The following is a 14,799-nucleotide window of genomic DNA, read 5'->3' on the forward strand; positions in this document are numbered from 1 at the left end:
GGCTACTGCGCGGCGCTGATACGCCAGATACCAAACGGCTGATAGCTCGGGTCGATGCGCATCCACTGGGTCTTGCCGTGCCAGGTCCAGCGGTGGCCGTTCATCAGGTCCTCGCCGTAGGTGTCAGCGTTGTCATCCAGGCCCAGTTCCCACAGTGGCAGTTCAAAGTTCGCCTCCTGGACGTTGTCCGGGTCCAGGTTGATCGCGATCAGAATGTAATTTTCGCGGTCGGCGGTGCGCTTGGCGAAATACAGGATGTTGTCGTTCCAGCAGTTGAAGAACGCCACGCCCAGGTGCGTCTGCAAGGCCGGGTTTTGCCGGCGGATGCGGTTGAGCTGGGCGATCTCGGCAATGATGTTGCCGGGCGCGGTGAAGTCGCGTGGGCGGATCTCGTACTTCTCCGAATCGAGGTATTCTTCCTTGCCCGGAATCGCCGCCGCTTCGCACAGTTCAAAGCCTGAGTACATGCCCCACAGCCCTGAGCCCATGGTCGCCAGCGCAGCGCGAATCAAAAAGCCGGCACGGCCGGAACGCTGCAGGAAGAACGGATTGATGTCCGGCGTGTTGACGAAGAAATTCGGCCGGTAGCAGTGGCTCCATGGCGGCTGGTTCAACGTTTCGAAGTACTCCTGCAGCTCCTGCTTGCTGTTGCGCCAGGTGAAGTAGGTGTAGCTTTGCGCATAGCCGACCTTGCCCAGGCGGGCCATCATCGCTGGTTTGGTGAAGGCCTCGGCAAGGAACAATACGTCAGGGTACTGGCTACGCACATTGGCGATCAGCCATTGCCAGAACGGCAGCGGTTTGGTGTGCGGGTTGTCGACGCGGAAGGTCTTGACCCCCTCCTCGACCCAGCCGATGACCACATCGCGCAGCGCCAGCCACAGCGAGGGCACGGCGTCGGCGGCATAAAAGTCAACGTTGACGATGTCCTGGTACTTCTTCGGCGGGTTTTCCGCATAGCGGATGGTGCCGTCCGGGCGCCAGCTGAACCAACCGGGGTGCTCGACCAGCCAGGGGTGGTCTTGCGAGCACTGAATGGCGAAGTCGAGGGCGATTTCCAGGCCGTGCTCGGCGGCTGCAGCCACCAGCCGGCGGAAGTCTTCGCGGCTGCCCAGTTGCGGATGAATGGCATCATGACCGCCGTCGGCACTACCGATCGCATACGGGCTGCCCGGGTCATCAGGGCCGGCCTGCAGTGAGTTGTTGGGGCCTTTGCGGTGGCTGCGGCCAATCGGGTGAATCGGCGGGAAGTACAGCACATCAAAGCCCATGTCACGGATCATCGGCAGGCGCGCATGGACGTCGTTGAAAGTGCCGTGGCGCGCCGGGTCGTCGGTGATCGAGCGCGGGAACAGCTCATACCAACTGGCGAACTGCGCCGCCGGGCGATCGACGTCCAGAGGGAATTCGATACTGCGGGTCAGGTAGCTGCGGTGCTCGGCCTCGGCCATCAGGCGCGCGGCATCTTCGCCCAGCAGCAGTGCAACCTGGGCTTGCTCATCGAGCCCGACCAGACGCGATTGCAGCGTTAGAATCTGCTCGCGCAAGGCGCCGTCCGTGCGCTCGGCGCCCTTGCCCAACAGCAGGCGGCCCTCCTCCAACTCCAGCTTGATCTCGACCGCAGCGTTGAATTTCTTTTCCAGGTCATAGCAGAAGGTGGCGTACGGATCGATCCAGGCTTCGATGCTGAACAGGTGCAGGCCCAATCCGGTCGGGGTGAATTCCCCAAGCCACAGATCATTGCCCGCGTCCTCCATCGGCACACTGTGCCACTCGCGGCTGCGCGCTTCACGCCAGTGCAGCAGCACCATCAGCCGATCATGGCCGTCGCTGTAGACTTTGCTGCTGACCGTCACCGGCTGGCCGCTGATGGCTTTGGCGGCAAAGGTGCCACCGTCGAGTACCGGTGCGGTGTCTTCAATGACCAGACGCGGCGCCAGCAACGCCTGGGCCAGGCTGATCGCCTGATCCGGGTGGTCATTGGCCATGGGCACGCTTTCGAAGGGCTCGTTGCGAGACATCGGACCTTGCTCCCTGTGGGCTTGAGGCGGTAAGGGTTCAGAGCCGTCGAAGGCGTGGGGGGTTCAAAAAAAAATGAGCAAATGGCGCAGGCGTGGTTCAAAGCCTTTGCATCCCTCATTTACCCAGCGAGGTCAGGCCATGAACATTCCAATCCCGGCGGAGACCCCCGATCCGAACATCGACGACCCGAGCTTGCCGCCGCCGGTGCCGCAGGATGATCCGGATGAGTTGCCGATCAAGCCGACCATGCCGCCTACGGTGGGCGACCCGCCGAGTGAGGAACCGCCGGTCAAGGTCTGAGCATAGTCAACAAGTGCGTTTATAGTCCGAGGGGCCGCTTTGCGGCCCTTTCTAATTGAGTGAGATCCCGACCAAACCTGCCTCTTAAAGCTTACGTTTACGTAAAGGTGATGATGCGATTGACAGTCTTCGACCACAGGTTTACGTTAACGTCAACCAGCCGCAACATCGCTCCCGTGTAGGGGCGTGGTGATATTTCAAGAACAATAAGGTACCCAAGCATGCATTACCCCAGCCTGAACTTCGCCCTCGGCGAGACCATCGACATGCTTCGCGACCAGGTCCGCGCCTTTGTCGCCGCCGAGCTGGCGCCGCGCGCAGCGCAGATCGACCAGGACAACCTGTTCCCCGCTGATATGTGGCGCAAGTTCGGCGACATGGGCCTGCTCGGTATCACCGTGCCGGAAGAGTACGGCGGCGCCGGCCTGGGCTATCTGGCCCACGTCGTAGCCATGGAAGAAATCAGCCGTGGCTCGGCTTCGGTGGCCCTCTCCTACGGAGCCCACTCCAACCTCTGCGTCAACCAGATCAACCGCAACGGCAGCCACGCGCAAAAGCTCAAGTACCTGCCCAAGCTGCTCAGCGGCGAGCATGTCGGTGCCTTGGCGATGAGCGAACCGAATGCCGGTTCCGACGTGGTGTCGATGAAGCTGCGCGCCGAACAGCGCGGCGATCACTACGTACTCAACGGCAGCAAGACCTGGATCACCAACGGCCCGGATGCCAACACTTACGTGATCTACGCCAAGACCGACCTGGACAAGGGCGCCCATGGCATCACTGCATTCATCGTCGAGCGTGACTGGAAGGGCTTCTCGCGTAGCAGCAAGTTCGACAAGCTGGGCATGCGCGGCTCCAACACCTGCGAGCTGTTCTTCGACAACGTCGAAGTGCCTGCGCAGAACATCCTCGGCCAGCTCAATGGCGGCGTGCGCGTATTGATGAGCGGCCTCGACTACGAGCGCGTAGTGCTCTCCGGCGGCCCGACCGGGATCATGCAGGCCTGCATGGACCTGGTAGTGCCGTACATCCATGACCGCAAGCAGTTCGGCCAGAGCATCGGCGAGTTTCAGCTGATCCAGGGCAAGATCGCCGACATGTACACCCAACTCAATGCCAGCCGGGCGTATCTATATGCTGTGGCGCAGGCCTGCGACCGCGGCGAGACCACGCGCAAGGACGCCGCCGGGGTGATCCTCTACAGTGCCGAGCGCGCCACGCAGATGGCGCTGGAGGCGATCCAGATTCTGGGCGGCAATGGCTATATCAACGAGTTCCCGGCGGGCCGCCTGCTGCGCGATGCCAAGCTCTACGAAATCGGCGCCGGCACCAGCGAGATCCGCCGGATGCTGATCGGCCGCGAACTGTTCAACGAAACCCGCTGAGCACAAGGACCTGCGCCCATGGCTATTCTGCACACCCAGATCAACCCGCGCTCTGCCGAGTTTGCCGACAACAGCGCGGCCATGCTCAAACAGGTTCAGGCGCTGCGCAGCCTGCTCGCCCAGATCTGCCAGGGCGGCGGCGCCAAGGCCCAGGAGCGGCACACAGCGCGGGGTAAGTTGTTGCCGCGGGAGCGTATCGACCGCTTGCTCGACGCTGGCTCGGCGTTTCTTGAAATCGGCCAATTGGCCGCTTACGAGGTGTACGGCGAAGACGTGCCCGCCGCTGGCGTGATCGCCGGCATCGGTCGGGTCGAGGGCGTCGAGTGCATGATCGTGGCCAACGATGCCACGGTCAAAGGCGGCTCTTATTACCCGCTGACGGTGAAAAAACACCTGCGCGCGCAGACCATCGCCCTGCAGAACCGCCTGCCGTGCATCTACCTGGTCGACTCCGGCGGCGCCAACCTACCGCGCCAGGATGAGGTGTTCCCGGACCGCGAACACTTCGGTCGGATCTTCTTCAACCAAGCCAACATGAGCGCCTTGGGCATCCCCCAGATCGCCGTAGTGATGGGCTCGTGCACCGCCGGCGGCGCCTACGTGCCGGCGATGGCCGACGAGGCGATCATGGTCCGCCAGCAGGCGACGATCTTCCTCGCCGGGCCGCCGCTGGTCAAAGCCGCAACCGGCGAAGTAGTGACCGCAGAGGAGCTGGGCGGCGCCGACGTGCACTGCCGCATCAGTGGGGTTGCCGACCACTACGCCGACAACGACGAACACGCGCTGGCCCTGGCCCGGCGCAGCGTGGCCAACCTCAACTGGCACAAGCTCGGCCGCCTGCAATGCCGCGCACCGGTTGCGCCGTTGTACAGTGCAGACGAGCTGTATGGCGTGGTGCCGGCAGACCCCAAGCAGCCGTTCGACGTGCGCGAGGTGATCGCGCGGCTGGTCGACGGCTCGGTCTTCGATGAATTCAAGGCGCTGTTCGGCACCACCCTGGTGTGCGGCTTCGCCCACCTGCACGGCTACCCGGTGGCGATCCTGGGCAACAACGGCATCTTGTTTGCCGAGGCCGCGCAAAAAGGCGCGCACTTCATCGAACTGGCCTGTCAGCGCGGCATCCCACTGCTGTTTCTGCAGAACATCACCGGCTTTATGGTCGGCAAGAAGTACGAAGAAGGCGGCATCGCCAAGCACGGCGCCAAGCTGGTGACGGCGGTGGCCTGCGCCCAGGTGCCGAAGTTCACCGTGATCATCGGCGGCAGCTTTGGTGCTGGCAACTATGGCATGTGCGGCCGCGCCTACGACCCACGCATGCTGTGGATGTGGCCCAACGCACGGATCGGCGTGATGGGCGCCGAACAGGCGGCCGGGGTGTTGGTCCAGGTCAAGCGCGAGCAAAGCGAACGCGCCGGCGCGCTGTTCAGCAATGCCGACGAAGCCGCGCTCAAGCAGCCGATTCTTGAACAGTACGAGCGCCAGAGCCACCCCTACTATTCCAGCGCGCGGCTGTGGGACGACGGCGTCATCGACCCAGCGCAAACCCGCAATGTACTGGGCCTGGCGTTGTCTGCCGCGCTCAATGCGCCGATCGAACAGAGCCGTTTCGGCATCTTCCGGATGTGACCCCATGAGCGACTACAGCACCCTTGAACTGATCAAGGACCCCCGCGGCTTTGCCACCCTGTGGCTGAACCGGGCCGACAAGAACAATGCCTTCAACGCACAGATGATGCGCGAATTGATCGTCGCCGTTGACCGCCTGGGCGCCGACCCAAGCCTGCGCTTCGTGCTGCTGCGCGGCCGTGGCCGGCACTTCAGCGCCGGCGCCGACCTGGCCTGGATGCAGCAATCGGCGCAGCTCGACTTCAATACCAATCTGGACGACGCCCACCAGTTGGGCGACCTGATGTACAACCTGTACAACCTCAAGCTGCCTACCCTGGCCGTGGTGCAAGGTGCCGCTTTTGGTGGCGCCCTGGGTCTGATCAGCTGCTGCGACATGGCTATCGGCAGTGAGGATGCGCAGTTCTGCCTGTCGGAAGTGCGCATCGGCCTGGCACCGGCGGTGATCAGCCCATTCGTGGTCAAGGCCATCGGCGAGCGAGCCACTCGCCGTTATGCGCTGACCGCCGAACGCTTCAGTGGCGTGCGTGCGCAGCAGCTGGGCTTGCTCGCTGAAGCCTACCCGGCGGAACAACTCGATCAGCAGGTCGAGGCCTGGGTCGACAATCTGCTGCTCAACAGCCCGCAGGCACTGCGCGCCAGCAAGGACCTGCTGCGTGAGGTCGGCCACGGCGAGCTGACTCCGGCAGTACGCCGTTATTGTGAAAACAGCATTGCCCGCATCCGCGTCAGCGCCGAGGGCCAGGAGGGCCTGCGTGCCTTTCTCGACAAACGCCGCCCGGCCTGGCAACCCAACGACAAGGACGCACGCCCATGAGCCACCCCACCCTGACTACCTTGCTGGTTGCCAACCGCGGCGAAATCGCATGTCGGGTGATGCGCACCGCTAAAGCCATGGGCCTGACCACTGTCGCCGTGCACAGCGCCATCGACCGCGATGCGCTGCACACTCGTGAGGCCGATATCCGCGTTGATCTGGGGGGCAGCAAGGCTGCCGAGAGCTATCTCGATATCACTAAGCTGCTGGCAGCAGCCAAAGCCAGCGGCGCCCAGGCGATCCACCCAGGCTACGGCTTTTTGTCGGAGAACGCCGGCTTTGCCCGAGCCATCGAGCAGGCCGGGCTGATCTTCCTCGGCCCACCGGCCAGCGCCATCGACGCCATGGGCAGCAAGTCGGCGGCCAAGGCGCTGATGGAGGCCGCGGGCGTGCCGTTGGTGCCCGGCTACCACGGCGCTGCGCAAGATCTGCAGACGTTCCGCGAAGCCGCCGAGCGAATCGGCTACCCGGTGTTGCTCAAGGCCAGTGCCGGCGGCGGCGGCAAGGGCATGAAGGTCGTGGAAGAGGTCAGCCAGCTGGCCGACGCGCTGGCCTCGGCTCAGCGTGAAGCGCAGGCCTCGTTCGGCAATGCGCAGATGCTGGTGGAGAAGTACCTGCTCAAGCCGCGCCACGTAGAGATCCAGGTGTTTGCCGACCAGCACGGCAACTGCCTGTACCTGAACGAGCGCGACTGCTCGATCCAGCGCCGTCATCAAAAGGTCGTCGAAGAGGCGCCAGCGCCCGGGTTGGCGCCGGCGCTACGCAAAGCCATGGGCGAAGCGGCCGTGCGCGCTGCACAGGCAATTGGCTATGTCGGCGCCGGCACGGTCGAGTTTCTGCTCGATGCCCGCGGCGAGTTCTTCTTCATGGAGATGAATACCCGGCTGCAGGTCGAGCACCCGGTCACCGAGGCGATTACCGGCCTTGATCTGGTCGCCTGGCAAATCCGCGTGGCCCGCGGCGAACCGCTGCCGATCACGCAGGCGCAGGTGCCGCTGCGCGGCCATGCTATTGAAGTACGGCTGTATGCCGAGGACCCGGTCAACGAGTTTCTGCCGGCCACCGGGCGCCTGGCGCTGTACCGCGAGTCGGCGCCGGGCGAAGGCCGCCGGGTCGACAGCGGCGTCAGTGAAGGGGACCAGGTATCACCGTTCTATGACCCGATGCTGGGCAAGCTGATTGCCTGGGGTGAAGACCGCGAGCAGGCGCGTCTACGTTTGTTGGCGATGCTCGACGAATTCGCTATTGGTGGAGTCAAGACCAATATCGCCTTCCTGCGGCGGATCCTCGCGCACCCGGCGTTCGCTGCCGCCGAGCTGGATACTGGCTTCATTCCCCGGCATCAGGAGGCATTGCTGCCGGCAGCTGGTGAGCTGCCCGTTCAGTTCTGGGAAGCCGCAGCGCAAGCCTGGCTGCAGAGCGAAGCCACGCGGGTTCGCGAAGATGATGCCGACTCACCGTGGGCCGCCCCCACTGGCTTGCGCCTGGGCCTGCCCAGCCAGAGCAGCGTCCACCTGCACAGCGGCGGGCAGGCTCAAGCGGTGACGCTGCAGGCCAGCGCGCCGTCGACCCTGCGCCTTGAGGGGGAACAGTTGTGCCAGGATGTGGACGGCGTGCGCCGGCGCCATCTGGCGATTCGTCGTGGCGCCACCCTGTACCTGCGCTGGGACGGTGACATGCATGCCGTCAGCGCCTACGACCCGATTGCCGAGGCCGAGGCCAGCAACAGCCAGCACGGCGGGCTCAGTGCGCCCATGAACGGCAGCATCGTGCGGGTGCTGGTCGCGCCTGGGCAGGCGGTCGAGGCCGGCACTGCGCTGGTGGTGCTGGAGGCCATGAAGATGGAACACAGCATCCGCGCCGCCCAGGCGGGTACGGTCAAAGCGCTACTGTGCGAAGAAGGTGACATGGTCGCTGAGGGCGCGGTACTGGTCGAACTGGAGTAACGTCTGTGCGTTCTCCGTGTCCCGCTTTGCGGCGCCACGGAGTACGCCGCTCAGAAGATCCCGTGCACGCGCACGACGACGCCAAGGAACTCACAGCCCTCTTCGCACACCAGCGTTGGGTAACTGCCATTTAGTGCTTTCAGGTAGCGTTGGCCACCCTCCTCTGTCAGCTGGCGGAAGATCGCCGACTTGCCGGGCTGGCGGGCCACTACCAAACGCCCTGGCTCCACGGCAACGCCACTGTCAACCAGCACCAGCATGCCCTCGGCAACGCTCTTGCCACTGACTGCGCTCATCGCATCGTTTTCAACCGGTAGCCACCAGGCGTTGCCCTTGGCCAGGTAATCGGTCTGCTCGAACACGCCTGGGTCGCTAGCCGCCTCGCTGCCCAGTGTCTCCCACGCACGCAGCGGGTAACGAAAGCACACTATGTATTTGGTCCAGTCTTCATCTTCGACGCTATCGTCGACGGCATAGCGCACGCGCTCTTCACCGATCTGCCCGGCCACCTGCAACTGCAGGCTGACGTGGTAGTGCGGCATGCCCAGTTCGACGAACACCTTGTTCATCGAATCGACCCGTGGTTGACGGCGTTTGCACAGCCAGTGGCCAATGCTGCCCTGGGAAACGCCAACGCGTTCGGCGAGCAGTTCCTGCGAGATGTCGAGCTCCTCCATCCGGTCACGGATGAGGGCAATCCATTTATCCATATTCATCGCTGGCACGATACGGACTGCCTCTAGGCGCTCAATACACATAAGGTAGTATTTCCTTGAAAGCATACAAATACATTAGGTATTAGAATCAGGCAGAGTCCTTCCCACAGCGCCGTTCCCGGTATCAGGATGAAACCCCATGAAAAAAGACGAAACAGATCTGGACAGTGAAGCTGCGCGCCGCGCGCTTGACTACTACCTCAACCCCACCCCGCCGCGGCCCAACCTGGACAACAAGGTGTGGACCTTGCAGCCCGGGGTTTCCATTGGCGAAGCCCATGACCATGCGCTGGCCCTGCTGCGCTGCGCGGCGGCAACGGCCCATGAAACCGCCACCCACCAGGACGGCATGACCCGCGAGGTGACACTGGCGCTGATGCATATGGTGAACATGGCAAGGTCACTGCTCGAGCACAAAAAGGCAGTGATGACGGACGACAGATAAGAGCAGAACGTGAACGCCAGGTAACGGCAATGGCCCCGATTGCCGGGACAGGATGAGGGGTGCAGGTAATTTTTTTACCGATTTCAACAAATATCGTTTGACTGGCAAATGATAACGATTATTATTGCACTCAGCAGGTCGCGAGACCCGCTGGATAACCTGGAGACCTTAGGTCGGACTCTCAGATTATCTCCTCATCAGGCTAATCACGGTTTTTGACCCGGCTTTTTGCCGGGTCTTTTTTTTGGTCTTCAGGCTAATGAAGATGGGTACCGCTTGATGGCCGCGATCATAGCAAAAGTGTTTCTACAGGTGAATGGATGTAACAGCCTTTTACGCAAACAGCACTTGGGAATCAATCTCGTTAAGATTAAGCTGTTCGCGCATCAGGGAAGATGCCCCCACCCCTACACCTGAGCAAGGAGCCACCCATGACCCGCCTGCTCCCCCTTGAACAGCGCCTGCACAGCCATACCGATGAAGACGCCTTGCTGCACCGTCTGCGCCGTCTACCGCGGCGGGTGCAACAAGTGTTTCTGCTCAGCCGCCTCGAACAATTGCCGTTCGCCGCCATCGCCGAGCGCCTCGATCTCAGCGTACACGCCGTCGAACGCCACATGCATCAAGCGTTGCAGGGCACTCAGGCTCGGTCTGACAGCTTTGCCAGCGCCGCCGGCCATTGGTATATGCGCCTGCAAAACCCACAGGTCACTGCCAGCGAGCGGATCGACTTCCGCCGTTGGCTGGACGCCGCCGACGAGCACTTGCAGGCCTTCCACCAGACCGAACTGCACTGGCGCCGCCTGCTCGCCCCGGCACGTCAACTGGGGCAGGACGGTTGGTACCGGCAGGGTCAGGCAGCGCTGTCACTGGGCGGTTGCTCGATCGCGGCCGGCCTGGGCCTGGCCGCCCTGCTGGCGATGGCGTACTGGGTGTGAGTAAACCCAGCCCTTGAGCCAGGCGCGGCCTGGCTGCGTTGCCGAGCAATGCCGCCACTCGATGAAACACCCCCTGGCAACCGGCAACACATTTGCAGTCCCAGCCGGCGCTGCGAGCGGTGTAGAGTAACCGTCACAAAAAGCCACAGGAGCCTGGCAATGACCGTGACGTCGCCCGCTGTAACCATCGACTGCGCTTTCGATTCCGGCAATATTCAGGTGCTCGACGCCAGCAATCCAGAGCAGGTGCATCTGGCCATTCGCCCGGACAGCCACAGTGGCCACTTCCAGTGGTTTCACTTCAAGGTAGATGGCCTGACGCCTGGCCACACTCACCGTTTCAGCCTCGACAACGCCAGCCAGTCTTCCTACCCCAATGCCTGGAGCGGTTATCAGGCAGTGGCCTCGTACGATCAGCAGGTGTGGTTCCGCGTCCCCAGCCGATTCGACGGCGAGGCCCTGCACTTTGAGTTACAGGCCACTCAGACGCAGGTCTGGTTCGCCTACTTCGAGCCCTACTCGCGTACCCGCCACAACCAATTGATCGACCGCGCCCTGCAGTTGCCGGGAGTCGAGTTGCTGGCCCATGGACGCAGCGTGCAGGGCCGTGATATCCCACTTTTGCGCGCTGGTGAAGGTGCGCCCGGCAAGCGCAAGCTCTGGCTGATCGCCCAGCAGCACCCGGGCGAGCACATGGCCGAGTGGTTCATGGAGGGCGTGATCGAACGCCTCAAAGCCAACGATGCGCAGATTCAGGCATTGCTCGCTCAAGCCGACCTGTATCTGATCCCGAACATGAACCCGGACGGCGCCTTCCTCGGCCATTTGCGTACCAACTTCAAGGGCCAGGATCTGAACCGTGCCTGGCAGTCAGCCAGTGTCGACACCAGCCCCGAGGTGCTGTTTGCCCAGGCACAGATGAAGCAATACGGCGTCGATGCATTTATCGACGTGCACGGTGACGAAGAGATCCCCCACGTGTTCACCGCCGCCTGCGAAGGCAACCCAGGCTACACCCCGCGCCTGGCGAAGCTCGAGGAGCAGTTCCGCAGCACTTTGTGCAGCATCACCGCAGACTTTCAGACCACCCACGGCTATACCCGCGACCAGCCTGGTCAGGCCAACATGACCCTGGCCTGCAATGCCGTTGGGCATCAGTACGACTGCCTGTCGCTGACCCTGGAGATGCCCTTCAAGGACCACGACGACGCGCCCAATGTGCAGACAGGCTGGTCTGGGCAGCGCTCGAAGGATTTGGCCGGTGCGGTGCTGGAGACGTTGGCGAAAATCGCGCGTGATCTACGCTAGCTAGAACTGCACATCCAGAATCACGCTGTCGCTGTAGCTTGCAGCCGGCGGCGTCGGTTGATCGCTGTAGACCCGCGCGTTGTAGTTGAAAATCTGGCTACCGGTGCCAGTGCCTGCGCCCGGGTTGACGTTGGCATCGGTACTGGCACGCCTAGCTGTATTCAGCGAGCCCCAGCGCTCGCTGCCGGCGCTCTTGAAAATGTCATAGGCCAGATAGTTATTGGCCGGTGATTTCATCCGTCGACGGCCGCCAGCCGGGTTTACCCCATCATCCAGGCCAACGGTGTAGTTGCTGCCCTTGGTACAGGAGATGTTGATGCTTTGGTTGACCGTGGTAAACGCACTTACCACCGGCGCACTGTTGAAGACAATGTTCGGGGTGGTGATCTGGCAGTCATTGCTTACCGTCAGGCTCACGTTGAGGGTGCGGCTGCCATTGCCCTTGTCGCGGCCCAGGCAAATCGTGCCGGCACTGATGCCAGAGCAGTAGTCCCAGGCCCAGGCGATGGTCAGGGTTTCCTGGTACAGGCCCGCAGCAACGTTGGCACCCAGGTTGGTCTTCACATACAGCGGCACGGTCTTGGGTGTGGTGCCATTGAGCAGGCCAAGCAGGTCGAGGATGCCGTTGCGGGCGAAGTCGAACGCCACGCCACGGGTGATCGGAAAGCTCGTGCTGTTGTTGGCATACAAAGTGTAAGGGATCACGTCACCGGTTGGCCCAACCAGCCCGCTGGTGCTGGAGGTGATGGTTGCGTAGAAGTGATCGCCCGAACTCAGCAGACTGAGCAAAGAACCGGTGCACTGCAAACCGGCATTGCTGGTCGAGGCGCTTTGCACTGTGCCGCGCACCAGGGTCGAGTTGACCGTGCCGAAGCTCGCCGGCAGGGTATTGACCATATTGCACAGACCCCAGGCCGGCGCCGCCATCACCGTCGCGAGCAGCGCCACTGCCCCTGCAAAGCGGTTCATTGACACACCAGCGGGCCAATCAACGGCACAGGCCCCTGCCCTTCCGGCAGATCAAAGGCCACTTGGCACTGGCCGCCCTCGGCCAGCTCGACCTGCAGGATGTTGTGCGCCGAGAGGTTCTCCAGGTACACCAGGCCGTCCCAGCCGACCACCGCCAGGCTGCCGCTCTGCTGATGGGTCACCTGGCTGCCCAGCTTGAGGTTGTTCTGCTGCGCGTCGACCAGCACGATGCTCGCCGCCAGCACCCGCTTAAGCGGGAACTCCAGCAAGTAGCCGCTACCCCGGCGCACGGCGACCCGCTGCTCGACCTGCGGTGCCAGCACATCGGCCGACAGCTCCATTGGATCGATCTCATACTTGCCGCGGTAGTAACCGCTGCTGTACGGCACCAACAAGTGGCCGTTGCGGTCAGTGCGGCCGACCAGCTGATTCTCATAGCGCACCGGAACATCGGCGTAACCGTCGGTGCTGACCACTACAAAGGCATCGTCAATCCGGTTGGCGGCAAACAGGCCGGCGTCCATCCATACCAGCGAACCGCTGGCGTCGGCCCAGCGGGTCATGGCGTCACTACTGCCATAGGTGCCAGCCTGCAACTGCACCGACTGCAGGCGCCAGGTCGCGTCAGCCTGGCGATAGGCTTCGCGGTCGCCATCGGCATAACCGAGATTGAAACCGATACCGCCACCCACCGGCACGGCGCGGCTGTAGTTGACCCGCTGCTGGCGGCTGCCATCCTGGCTGCGCTCCATGCTCAGGGCCAGGTTGCCATGCAGGTCGAACGGGATGACCAGCTGCGCCTGCATGGCCCACTGGCTTTCGCCGATCTCGCGGTTGGCCGACAGGTACAAGCTGCTATTGCCCCACAACGAGCGGCTCCAGCTCAGGTTGAGCAGACGGGTACGCGAGCCGTCTCCGGCCTGCACATCGAAATAGCCGGCACCGAGGCTGCCATAGCGCTCAAGGTTCAGACTCAGGGTGACCTGTTCACTACGCTTGGACAGCTGCGTGTACGGCGTGTCGACCCGCGACAGGTCGGCGTAGTCGCCATGGCGCTGCAGGCGCTGGTAACTGAAACCGAGGCGCTGGCTGTTGTATTGATACCCCAGTGCAACCTGCTGACCCTGCTCGCCGTCGAAACGGCTTTGCGCCAACGCCGCATTGAGCACGCCAAAATTGCCCAGCCGTAGATTGCCGCCCAGGCCACCGAGGGCAAGGGTCTCGGCGCTCTCCAGATGGCCCTCGAGGGTAAAGCTGTCGCTGACACCGTGGCGCAGGCTGACGCTGGCAACGCCTGTGCCGTAGCCAAAATCACGTACGCCGTAGTCGCGGCGCAGGCTGCCGGCCGCCAGGGAAAAGTCGCTCAGGCCCTTGCCCAGCAGGCTGCTGGTGACGTAGAACGGCAGCGTGGTCGACACCTGGCGGCCGAGGGCGTCGGTGGTCACCACCACCGCTTCGCCGGCACCGTTGATGAACGGTACGTTGGTCAGGGTGTATGGCCCGGGTTGCAGGTCGGTGGTGCTCGCCTTGTAGCCGTTGATGAACAGGTCCAGCGACGTCGGCACCGCCGCCTCGCCGGCAAAGGCCGGCAGCGGATAGGTGACCAGGTCCGGGCGCGCGGCAAAGTCACGCGACAGCTGCAGGCCGCCGAGCCGCACCGAACTGGTCCAAGGCAAGGCGCCGGTGACCAGGTCACCGGCCTCGATGGTCAGCAGGCGTTGCTCGTCGGTATAGCGCCAGGTCGTGTCGTAGCGCAGAAATCCCTGACGGGTATCGGCCTGCGGTGCGCTATTGAAGGCCTGGCGCCACTGGCCGGTGGTGCTGAACGTGCCCCAGCTGTCGAACAGACGCAGCTCGTTCCAGGCGGCCAGGTAGGTGCCGCTCCCATCGGTGTCATTCAGGTAGACGTCGTAGTTGAGCAGCGCGCCGAAGCTGCTGCGGGCGTCGCTGGCCGGGTACAGGCCGCGCTCGCCAACCCGCTGCAGCGGCAACCAGGCAGCGGGTACCTGCAACAGCAGGCGCTGGTTGGCGCTGTCGTAGTCGGCATGCAGGCCGGCATAAGCATCCAGCGCCACCTCACCCTGAGTAACCCCCGGCAGGCTGATGCCCGCTGCAGTGAGCACCTCACTGGCGATAAACAAGCGCCCGGCGCGTTGCTGCACGGGCACCAGCTCAGCCCTGGGCATTTGGTTCACCAGCAGGTCGAGGTACAGCGTGGCATCGGTGACCACGCTGCTCTCGCTCGGTGGCGGCGGCAGGCCGTTGGCCAGCGCCAGCTGTGGCCCCAGCAGCAAGCCCAGGCACACCTGATGGGCCATACACGACAG

Annotated in this window: 12 protein-coding genes; 8 read left to right on the forward strand and 4 right to left on the reverse strand. The window is 63.2% G+C overall.

Features of this window, described 5'->3' with window-relative positions; genetic code table 11:
- Positions 1 to 2: 2 nt before the first annotated feature.
- Positions 3 to 2,021 (reverse strand): alpha-1,4-glucan--maltose-1-phosphate maltosyltransferase, encoded by a 2,019-nt coding sequence (locus HU736_RS08210; protein ID WP_186699343.1) that lies wholly within the window; start codon positions 2,019 to 2,021, stop codon positions 3 to 5.
- A 139-nt stretch (positions 2,022 to 2,160) separates the two neighbouring features.
- Here HU736_RS08210 and HU736_RS08215 point away from each other — a divergent pair, with 139 nt between their 5' ends.
- The 5 genes from HU736_RS08215 to HU736_RS08235 all read left to right on the forward strand — a co-directional run bounded on the left by HU736_RS08215 (position 2,161) and on the right by HU736_RS08235 (position 8,096).
- Positions 2,161 to 2,322 (forward strand): hypothetical protein, encoded by a 162-nt coding sequence (locus HU736_RS08215; RefSeq protein WP_181003808.1) that lies wholly within the window; start codon positions 2,161 to 2,163, stop codon positions 2,320 to 2,322.
- Positions 2,323 to 2,543: 221 nt separating this feature from the next.
- Entirely contained in the window at positions 2,544 to 3,707 is a 1,164-nt protein-coding gene (locus tag HU736_RS08220; protein ID WP_186699346.1) for an isovaleryl-CoA dehydrogenase, read from the forward strand.
- Positions 3,708 to 3,725: 18 nt separating this feature from the next.
- Entirely contained in the window at positions 3,726 to 5,333 is a 1,608-nt protein-coding gene (locus tag HU736_RS08225) for a carboxyl transferase domain-containing protein (protein WP_186699348.1), read from the forward strand.
- A 4-nt stretch (positions 5,334 to 5,337) separates the two neighbouring features.
- Entirely contained in the window at positions 5,338 to 6,150 is an 813-nt protein-coding gene (locus HU736_RS08230) for a gamma-carboxygeranoyl-CoA hydratase (RefSeq protein WP_186699350.1), read from the forward strand.
- Complete coding sequence (locus tag HU736_RS08235; RefSeq protein WP_186699352.1) at positions 6,147 to 8,096, forward strand: acetyl/propionyl/methylcrotonyl-CoA carboxylase subunit alpha; 1,950 nt, start codon at positions 6,147 to 6,149, stop codon at positions 8,094 to 8,096. The genes HU736_RS08230 and HU736_RS08235 overlap by 4 nt, the downstream gene beginning before the upstream one ends.
- A gap of 50 nt (positions 8,097 to 8,146) precedes the next feature.
- Here the strand turns inward: HU736_RS08235 and HU736_RS08240 are convergent, their stop codons facing one another.
- A complete protein-coding gene (locus tag HU736_RS08240) occupies positions 8,147 to 8,854 on the reverse strand; it encodes a LexA family transcriptional regulator (protein ID WP_103437924.1) in 708 nt (235 codons plus the stop codon).
- Between the two features lie 97 nt (positions 8,855 to 8,951).
- Between HU736_RS08240 and HU736_RS08245 the strand changes: the two genes are divergently transcribed.
- The 3 genes from HU736_RS08245 to HU736_RS08255 all read left to right on the forward strand — a co-directional run bounded on the left by HU736_RS08245 (position 8,952) and on the right by HU736_RS08255 (position 11,503).
- On the forward strand, positions 8,952 to 9,257 hold the full coding sequence (locus HU736_RS08245) for a DUF6124 family protein (protein ID WP_101320948.1): 306 nt from the start codon (positions 8,952 to 8,954) through the stop codon (positions 9,255 to 9,257).
- 431 nt (positions 9,258 to 9,688) lie between these two features.
- A complete protein-coding gene (locus HU736_RS08250) occupies positions 9,689 to 10,195 on the forward strand; it encodes a sigma factor-like helix-turn-helix DNA-binding protein (protein WP_186699354.1) in 507 nt (168 codons plus the stop codon).
- Positions 10,196 to 10,354: 159 nt separating this feature from the next.
- Positions 10,355 to 11,503 carry a M14 family metallopeptidase gene (locus tag HU736_RS08255; protein WP_186699356.1) on the forward strand — a complete coding sequence of 383 codons (1,149 nt, stop codon included), beginning with the start codon at positions 10,355 to 10,357 and terminating at the stop codon, positions 11,501 to 11,503.
- Here the strand turns inward: HU736_RS08255 and HU736_RS08260 are convergent, their stop codons facing one another.
- Together HU736_RS08260 and HU736_RS08265 are read right to left on the reverse strand one after the other, a co-directional pair.
- Positions 11,504 to 12,472 (reverse strand): Csu type fimbrial protein, encoded by a 969-nt coding sequence (locus tag HU736_RS08260; protein ID WP_186699358.1) that lies wholly within the window; start codon positions 12,470 to 12,472, stop codon positions 11,504 to 11,506. It abuts the gene before it with no gap.
- Entirely contained in the window at positions 12,469 to 14,790 is a 2,322-nt protein-coding gene (locus HU736_RS08265) for a fimbria/pilus outer membrane usher protein (protein ID WP_437180456.1), read from the reverse strand. Before HU736_RS08265 ends, HU736_RS08260 begins: the two co-directional genes overlap by 4 nt.
- Positions 14,791 to 14,799: the final 9 nt, after the last annotated feature.

It is taken from the genome of Pseudomonas shirazensis (assembly GCF_014268785.2).
In the GTDB taxonomy this organism is placed as follows: Bacteria; Pseudomonadota; Gammaproteobacteria; order Pseudomonadales; family Pseudomonadaceae; genus Aquipseudomonas; species Aquipseudomonas shirazensis.

Excerpts from the sequence above, each read along its gene's own strand:
- HU736_RS08210 (WP_186699343.1), bottom strand. The coding sequence starts at position 2,021 with ATGTCTCGCAACGAGCCCTTCGAAAGCGTGCCCATGGCCAATGACCAC.
- HU736_RS08215 (WP_181003808.1), top strand. The coding sequence starts at position 2,161 with ATGAACATTCCAATCCCGGCGGAGACCCCCGATCCGAACATCGACGAC.
- HU736_RS08220 (WP_186699346.1), top strand. The coding sequence starts at position 2,544 with ATGCATTACCCCAGCCTGAACTTCGCCCTCGGCGAGACCATCGACATG.
- HU736_RS08225 (WP_186699348.1), top strand. The coding sequence starts at position 3,726 with ATGGCTATTCTGCACACCCAGATCAACCCGCGCTCTGCCGAGTTTGCC.
- HU736_RS08230 (WP_186699350.1), top strand. The coding sequence starts at position 5,338 with ATGAGCGACTACAGCACCCTTGAACTGATCAAGGACCCCCGCGGCTTT.
- HU736_RS08235 (WP_186699352.1), top strand. The coding sequence starts at position 6,147 with ATGAGCCACCCCACCCTGACTACCTTGCTGGTTGCCAACCGCGGCGAA.
- HU736_RS08240 (WP_103437924.1), bottom strand. The coding sequence starts at position 8,854 with ATGTGTATTGAGCGCCTAGAGGCAGTCCGTATCGTGCCAGCGATGAAT.
- HU736_RS08245 (WP_101320948.1), top strand. The coding sequence starts at position 8,952 with ATGAAAAAAGACGAAACAGATCTGGACAGTGAAGCTGCGCGCCGCGCG.
- HU736_RS08250 (WP_186699354.1), top strand. The coding sequence starts at position 9,689 with ATGACCCGCCTGCTCCCCCTTGAACAGCGCCTGCACAGCCATACCGAT.
- HU736_RS08255 (WP_186699356.1), top strand. The coding sequence starts at position 10,355 with ATGACCGTGACGTCGCCCGCTGTAACCATCGACTGCGCTTTCGATTCC.
- HU736_RS08260 (WP_186699358.1), bottom strand. The coding sequence starts at position 12,472 with ATGAACCGCTTTGCAGGGGCAGTGGCGCTGCTCGCGACGGTGATGGCG.
- HU736_RS08265 (WP_437180456.1), bottom strand. The coding sequence starts at position 14,790 with ATGGCCCATCAGGTGTGCCTGGGCTTGCTGCTGGGGCCACAGCTGGCG.